Genomic DNA, 7,615 nt, shown 5'->3' on the forward strand with positions numbered 1-7,615 from the left:
TCAGGCCGTCTCGGTATCGACCACCTTGCGCTGGACCTCGGTGCGCTCGTACACCTCGATCTGGTCGCCCGGTTTAATATCGTTGTAGTTTTTCACGCCGATACCGCACTCCGTACCCGCCGGCACGCGGTCGACGGCATCCTTGTGGCGCCGCAGGGATTCCAGCTCGCCTTCGTAGACCACCACGTTGTCGCGCAGCACGCGGATCGGCTGACCGCGCACCACGGCGCCGTCGGCCACCACGCAGCCGGCGATCGCACCGAGCTTGGATGAGCGGAACACGTCGCGCACCTCGGCCAGCCCGATGATCTCTTCACGCAGCTCGGTGCCGAGCAAACCGCTCACCGCATCGGTCACATCCTGGATCGCTTCGTAGATCACGCTGTAGTAGCGCACGTCCACGCCCGCCTCCGAGATCGTCTTGCGCGCCTTGTTGTCGGCACGGACGTTGAAACCGATGATGATCGCCTGCGACGCGAGCGCGAGTTCCACGTCGGACTCGCTGATGCCGCCGACGCCGCTCGAGATGATCCGGATCTTGACCTCTTCGCTCGGGATCTTGCGCAGGGATTCCACCAACGCTTCCACGCTGCCCTGCACGTCGCCCTTGATGAGCAGATTGAGGTCCTTGCTCTCGGCCGGCGCGTCGTCGCCGATCGCGGAAAACACTTCCTCCAGCCGCGCCGCCTGCTGCTGCGCCAGCTTGGATTCGCGCTGATGTTCCTCGCGCTGGGCGGCGATCTCACGGGCTTTCTTCTCGTTGGCGACCACGAATGCATCGTCGCCGGCCTCGGGCGTGCCGGACAGGCCGAGCACCTCGACCGGAATCGACGGGCCGGCTTCCTTCACCTGCTCGCCGAGTTCGTTGAACATCGCCCGGACCCGGCCGTAGTGCGGCCCCGCCAGGATGCTGTCGCCACGCTTGAGCTTGCCGGCCTTGACCAGGATGGTCGCGACCGGGCCGCGGCCCTTTTCGAGGCTGGACTCGATCACCACGCCGCGCGCGGCCACCTCGATCGGCGCCTTGAATTCGCTGACTTCAGCCTGCAGCAGCACCGCGTCGAGCAGGTCGTCCACGCCTTCACCCGTCTTCGACGAGACCGGCACCACCTGGATATCGCCGCCCCAGTCCTCCGGAATCAGATCCTCGGCGGAGAGACCGGCCTTGACCTTCTCGATATCGGCGCCGGAAACATCCATCTTGGTCACGGCCACCACGATCGGCACGCCGGCCGCGCGGGCATGCTGGATCGATTCCTTGGTCTGCGGCATGACACCGTCGTCGGCGGCCACGATCAGGATCGCAATGTCGGTGATCTCGGCGCCACGGGCACGCATGCGGGTAAACGCCGCGTGGCCCGGGGTATCGATGAATGTGATCGCGCCCTTGTCGTGCTTCACGTAATAGGCGCCGATGTGCTGCGTGATACCGCCGGCTTCGCCCACCTGCACCTTGGTGCGCCGAATGTAATCGAGCAGCGACGTCTTGCCGTGGTCGACGTGGCCCATGATGGTCACCACCGGCGCACGATCGACGCCTTCGACCTGTTCCTCTTCGGCGCGCACTTCCTCGGCCAGCGCTTCTTCGGCGGTCTCCGAATGCACCGGCTTGGGGTTGTGCCCCATTTCCTCGACGATGATATGGGCGGTTTCCTGATCGACCGTCTGGTTGATGGTCGCCATCACGCCAAGCCGCATCATGCGCTTCAAGACTTCGCCGCCCTTCACCGCCATCTTCTGGGCCAGATCGGCCACGGTGATGGTTTCGGGGATCTCGACATCACGCACGACCGGCGCCGTCGGCCGCTCGAACGTATGCTCGGTGGCCACGTTGACGTTCTTCTGTCGGCGACCGCCGCCACGCTTCTTCTTGTCCTTGCGCCGGCCCTGTTTGCCTTCGGCGACATGCAGTTCCTTGCGTGGCTTGTTGGCCTTGCCGCGGCTGGGCGCGCCGGCGCCTTCGGCACCACGGGCGCGCTCGCGCTCACGCGCCACGTCCTCTTCGGTCCGGCCATGACTTTCCGCGGCCCGGCGCAGATTTTCCTGAGCGCGCGAACGCGCGGCGTCCACCCGAACGCCCAGACGCGCGCGCTCGCGCTCCATGGCTTCGCGGTTGGCCTGCGCCTCGGCGTCCTTCCGCGCCTGGATCTGCGCCTGACGCTTGGCTTCCGCCTCGACGCGCTGGCGCTCCTCTTCCTCGCGGCGCGAGCGCTCTTCGGCTTCCCGGCGCTCTTCTTCCTCGCGCTGCGCGCGCTCGGCCGCCTCGGCTTGCGCGCGTTCCTGCTCGGCGGCGCTGTCGGCCTGGGCGTTTTCCGCCTGCGCCTCGTGCCGCTCGAGCGCTTCGGCTTCGGCCTGCTCGTCGTCTTGCTGATTGCGATTGCCGTAAGTACGGCGCTTGCGCACCTCGACGCTGACCGTACGGCCCGATGAGCCGCCGCGACCGGTATTGACCTTGAGTTCGGACGTCGAACGTCGACGCAACGACACGCCGGAACGCTTGGTTCCAAGCTTGCCGCTGGGCCGGCTCGAGCCTGCCGTACGCAAGTGACGCAACAGCTTGAGCTTATCGTCGTCGCTGATCTGATCGTCGGCCGTCGAAGCGGACACGCCCGCCTCGGCCAAGCGCGAGACGAGTCGCTCCACCGGAATACCAACTTCCGATGCCAGCTGTTTGACTGTCGTTTGCGCCATATTCTGCTTACTCCGTGGTGCCCGCGCGCGGTTGGCGGGGCAATCCGTCTGTCTTATCGCCTATTATTCTGCGCTCGCCTGCTCATCGGCAAACCAATGCGCACGGGCGGCCATGATCAGCTCGCCGGCGGACTGCTCGTCGATCTCGACCAGCTCCATGAGTTCGTCGGCGCCGAGTTCGGCCAGTTCGTCACGCGACGCCACGCCGGCCGCGGCGAGCTGACCCGCGAATTCTTCGTCCACACCGTCGACCTCGAGCAGATCGGCCTCGTATTCCGCGCTGCCGCCTTCGGCGCTGGAAATCGCCTTCGACAGCAGGTAGTCGCGGGCGCGGCTGCGCAGCTCCTCGACGATATCCTCGTCGAATTCCTCGATTTCGAGCAGTTCGCCCTCGGGCACATAGGCGATCTCCTCGGTCGAGGTGAAGCCTTCCTGCACCAGAATGACCGCGACCTCGTCGTCGACGTCGAGCTGCTCGCGGAACATGACCTGGAGCTGTTCGCCCTCGGCCTCGCTCTTGGCATCGGCATCCTCGAGCGTCATCACGTTGAGGTGCCAACCCGTCAACTCAGAGGCGAGCCGGATATTCTGTCCGCCGCGGCCGATGGCCTTGGCCAGCGAGTCCTCGGCCACCGCAAGATCCATACTACCCGAATCCTCGTCGAGAACGATGGATTCGACGTCGGCCGGCGCCATCGCGTTGATCACGAACTGGGCCGGATTTTCGTTCCACATGATGATGTCGATGCGCTCGCCGGCCAGTTCGTTGGACACGCTCTGCACTCTAGAGCCGCGCATGCCGACGCACGCGCCGACGGGGTCGATACGCCGATCCTTGGCCTGCACCGCGATCTTCGCGCGCAGGCCCGGATCGCGCGACGCGCCGCGCAACTCGATCAGCCCCTGACCGACCTCGGGCACTTCCAGCTTGAACAATTCGATCAGAAACTCGGGCTTGCTGCGCGAAACGAACAACTGCGGACCGCGCTGCTCGGGACGCACATCATACAGATAGCCGCGGACGCGGTCGCCCGGACGCATCGGCTCGCGCGGAATCATTTGATCGCGCGGAATGATGGCCTCGGCGTTGGCGCCCAGATCGAGAATGACCGCGCCGCGCTCCATGCGCTTGACCAGACCGGTAATCAGTTCGCCGACGCGATGTCTGTAGGCGTCGACGATCTGCGCCCGCTCGGCCTCGCGCACCTTCTGTACGATGACCTGCTTGGCCGCCTGGGCCGCGATACGGCCGAACTCCACCGACTCCATCGGCTCCTCGACGTACTCGCCCGGCTCGATCTCGGGATGCGTCTCGCGCGCGGTCTCCAGCGACACCTCGCGATCGGGCACTTCGATAAACACCGGCTCGCCGTCTTCACCCTCGGCGCCCGGCTCGATGACGTGCCAGCGGCGAAATGTCTTGTAGTCGCCGGTCGCGCGGTCGACATCGACGCGCACGGCCATCTCGCCGCCGTGCTTCTTGCGCGTGGCGGATGCCAGAGCGGCTTCGATGGCCTCGAAGATGATCTCGCGATCGACGCCTTTCTCGTTCGAGACCGCTTCGGCGACCAATAGGACATTTTTATTCATAACACCACCTGAGTGTTTCTCTCACGCCGGCCCGTTGGACCGTTTCAGACCGGATCCTCGCCTTACTCGTTGTCGTCGAATATCGGCTCCAGTCGCGCCTTGGCCATATCGCCCACGGGCAACTCGTATGTGGCGTCGTCGCACGCCAACTCAACCACCTGCCCCTTCACTGCAAGAATCCGGCCCCGGAATTTACGCTGCCCCGAAACGGGCGCGAACATGTTCACGCGCGCGCGTTCGCCCACGAAGCGCTCGAAATGCGCGGCGGTCGCCAGCGGCCGGTCGAGACCCGGCGAAGACACTTCGAGCCGATAACCGGCATTGCCGTCGTCAGCAACATCGAGCGCCGCGCTGACTTCGTGGCTGACCGCTTCGCAATCTTCGATATCGATACCCTCGGGCGAGTCGATGTACAAACGCAAAACGGCGCTTTTGCCGCTGCCCACCGACTCCAGGTGCCAAAGCTCGTAACCCAGATCGGTTACCACGGGCTCGAGCAGTTTATGCAGGCGGTGCGACATAGCCAACGTTGCTTGATTCGGCGATTTGAGTCGCCAACAAAAAAGCCCCGCATCGGGGGCTTTCTCACGACCGGTTGTGGTAGCGGGGGCAGGATTCGAACCTGCGACCTTCGGGTTATGAGCCCGACGAGCTGCCAGACTGCTCCACCCCGCACCCGATGAACGCGTAATTATAAATAATTACGGGCTTCTATGCAACCCTTACCGTATGCCGTCCGGGGTGCGAAGCCCGACCGATTGGCCGTCCAACCGGTCAGCGCGAGGCGCAGATTAGCACAACTGCGAAAGGACGCAAGCCCTTTATTGCAATACTATGAAATTACCCCAGCATAGACCATTGCGAACGGCCTTCGACGGATCGAAGAATAGCTCCAAACGGCAATGTGCACGCAATCGTGGAACACCGAGCGCGGGCTCTCGAACCACGCAGTACCGCCAGTCGATGCGTCTTCAAAGCACATGCCTTCCATAAAAAAAGCCGAGCCCTGGATTCATCTAGGACTCGGCTTGATGTGGTGCCGACGGCCGGACTCGAACCGGCACAGCTCTCGCCACTGCCCCCTCAAGACAGCGTGTCTACCAATTCCACCACGTCGGCAAGATTGTCCCCGCGGGCTAGTCGGGAATCTTCAGCCCGTTGCCGTTACCGGCGCTATTGTCGTTGCCACCGCCATCATCATTGCCGTTGTCAGAGCCACTATTATTCGTTCCGGTATTAGTTCCGGAGTCGCCCTGAACTTCCTCGGCCTGGTTGCCACCGCCCATCTTCTCGGTCTGCTGCTGCACGACCGAAGTCGCCGAGCCGTTGACGCCCTGCGAAAGCCGATCGGTCACGCTGCCGCCGGCGCTGCCGACACTGGCACCGTTAACCAGATAGGCCAGCGCCAGGCTCGCCAGCATGAACAATGTGGCAAGGCCGGCCGTGGCACGGCTCATGAAGTTCGCCGAGCCCTTGGCGCCGAATACGGTGCCCGAGGCGCCGCTACCGAACGCGGCGCCGGCATCGGCTCCTTTGCCGTGCTGCAGCAGGATCAGCGCGATCAGGGAAAGCGCAATCACCACCTGCACGATGATCAGAATCGTATAAACCATGCAATCAGTCCGATCGCCGCGCTAATCGATAGCGCGCGCAATATCGACGAATGAATCTGCCTTGAGCGATGCGCCGCCGACGAGCGCCCCGTCGACGTCCGCGCCGGCAAACAGCGCCGACGCATTATCCGGCTTTACGCTGCCGCCGTAAAGAATCGGCAGCGAGTCGGCTATTGTAGCATCCCAATCGGCGATTTGGGATCGTACGAACGCATGGACCGACTGGGCCTGCTCCGGCGTGGCCGAGCGGCCGGTACCGATGGCCCAAATCGGTTCGTAGGCCAGCACCATCGCTTCGAGCGTCTCGCGCTTGCAGCCGTTGATCAGCGCCCCGATCTGGCGCGCCAGCACGTTCTCGGTCTCGTCGGCTTCACGCTGTTCGAGCGATTCGCCGATGCACACAATCGGCGTCAAGCCGGCCGCGAGCGCCGCCCCGGCCTTGGCGACCACGATCTCGTCGGTCTCGCCGTACATCGCGCGGCGCTCGGAATGCCCGACCACCACATAGCGCGCACCACAGTCGGCGAGCATCGCGCCATTGATTTCACCGGTGAACGCACCCGGCTCGACCTGATCGGACAGATTCTGTGCGCCCGGCGCGACCCCGCTGCCCGTAAGCGCGCGTTTCAGACGTTCGATATAAACGAACGGCACACAGACCGCCAGGTCACAGGCGAGCGCGGGCGCGGCCTCGACCAGGGCCCGTCCGAAAGCGTCGACCTGTTCGGCGCTTCCGTTCATTTTCCAGTTGCCGGCAATAAATTGGCGACGCATCATCGCTCCTCCGTCAAGTGACTGTTTATCGGAGTCAAATCGCGGCGCGTTGGTCCACGATGTCGGCCAGGTTTCGGGCGTGGCGGGCCACGGCCTCGCCGTCCCGCCCCTCGACCATCACGCGTAGCAGCGGCTCGGTACCCGAGGGTCGCAATAATACGCGGCCGTCGCCACCGAGTGCATTCTCGACGTCCGAAACCGCCCGGCGCACGGCTTCATCGGCCATCAATATATCCGCGGTGCCGCGCCCGATACGGACGTTGATCAGCGTCTGTGGGCACTTCTCGACCGGCGCCACGAGGCACGACAACGCAGCGCCACGATCGCACATCGCGGCCAGGACTTGTAACGCCGACACCGTGCCGTCGCCGGTCGTCGCCCGATCCAGACAAATCAGATGCCCCGAGGATTCGCCGCCGACGATCCCGCCGCGCGCCTGCAGACGCTCGAACACGTAGCGATCGCCTACACGCGCGCGCTCGAATTCGACCCCGCGCGCCTCCAGCGCGAGTGCGAGCCCTAGGTTGCTCATGAGCGTGCCGACCACCGGGCCGCGCAGCTCTCCGGCGCGCCGGCGCTCCTCGGCGATGACGTAGAGCAGTTGATCGCCGTCGACGACGGTTCCGTTCTCGTCGATCATGATGCAGCGATCGCCGTCGCCGTCGAGCGCGATCCCCGCGTCGGCGCCCATGCGCCGGACCGTGGCGACGAGATCGTCGGGATGGGTCGAACCGCAGTCCTGGTTGATGTTCAAGCCGTCCGGCGTGTTGCCGATCGCGTGCACGGTCGCGCCGAGTTCGCGAAAGACTTCCGGCGCGGTCTGATAGGTCGCGCCGTTGGCGCAATCGACCACGAGTGTGAGCCCGCGCAGGCCGCCGTTGGCCAGGCGTGCGGTCGATTTACAGAACTCGATGTAGCGCCCGGACGCGCTTTCCACGCGACGGGCC

At 64.6% G+C, this 7,615-nt stretch carries 5 protein-coding genes, 2 tRNA genes and 1 pseudogene; all 8 read right to left on the reverse strand.

Translation table 11 applies throughout. The features are described 5' to 3' along the window. Positions 1–2,691, reverse strand: coding sequence for a translation initiation factor IF-2 (gene infB, locus VFJ08_RS04680; protein ID WP_324995674.1), 2,691 nt, complete (start codon positions 2,689–2,691; stop codon positions 1–3). A gap of 63 nt (positions 2,692–2,754) precedes the next feature. Continuing rightward, the gene (gene nusA, locus VFJ08_RS04685; protein ID WP_324995676.1) at positions 2,755–4,281 is read right to left on the reverse strand and encodes a transcription termination factor NusA; all 1,527 of its coding nucleotides are present in this window, start codon (positions 4,279–4,281) and stop codon (positions 2,755–2,757) included. Positions 4,282–4,343: 62 nt separating this feature from the next. Further along, positions 4,344–4,802, reverse strand: a complete 459-nt coding sequence (gene rimP, locus VFJ08_RS04690) for a ribosome maturation factor RimP (RefSeq protein WP_324995678.1) — start codon at positions 4,800–4,802, stop codon at positions 4,344–4,346. A 77-nt stretch (positions 4,803–4,879) separates the two neighbouring features. Then, positions 4,880–4,956, reverse strand: a tRNA-Met gene (locus VFJ08_RS04695). A 359-nt stretch (positions 4,957–5,315) separates the two neighbouring features. Further along, a tRNA-Leu gene (locus VFJ08_RS04700) sits at positions 5,316–5,400 on the reverse strand. Between the two features lie 17 nt (positions 5,401–5,417). Further along, positions 5,418–5,894: a preprotein translocase subunit SecG gene (gene secG / locus VFJ08_RS04705; protein ID WP_324995680.1), complete on the reverse strand. Its 477-nt coding sequence runs from the start codon at positions 5,892–5,894 to the stop codon at positions 5,418–5,420. A 21-nt stretch (positions 5,895–5,915) separates the two neighbouring features. After that, entirely contained in the window at positions 5,916–6,668 is a 753-nt protein-coding gene (gene tpiA / locus VFJ08_RS04710; RefSeq protein ID WP_324995682.1) for a triose-phosphate isomerase, read from the reverse strand. Positions 6,669–6,702: 34 nt separating this feature from the next. After that, a pseudogene (glmM, locus tag VFJ08_RS04715) lies at positions 6,703–7,615 on the reverse strand (phosphoglucosamine mutase); the annotation flags it as partial.

This window comes from Salinisphaera sp. (assembly GCF_035690525.1).
Lineage (GTDB): Bacteria > Pseudomonadota > Gammaproteobacteria > Nevskiales > Salinisphaeraceae > Salinisphaera.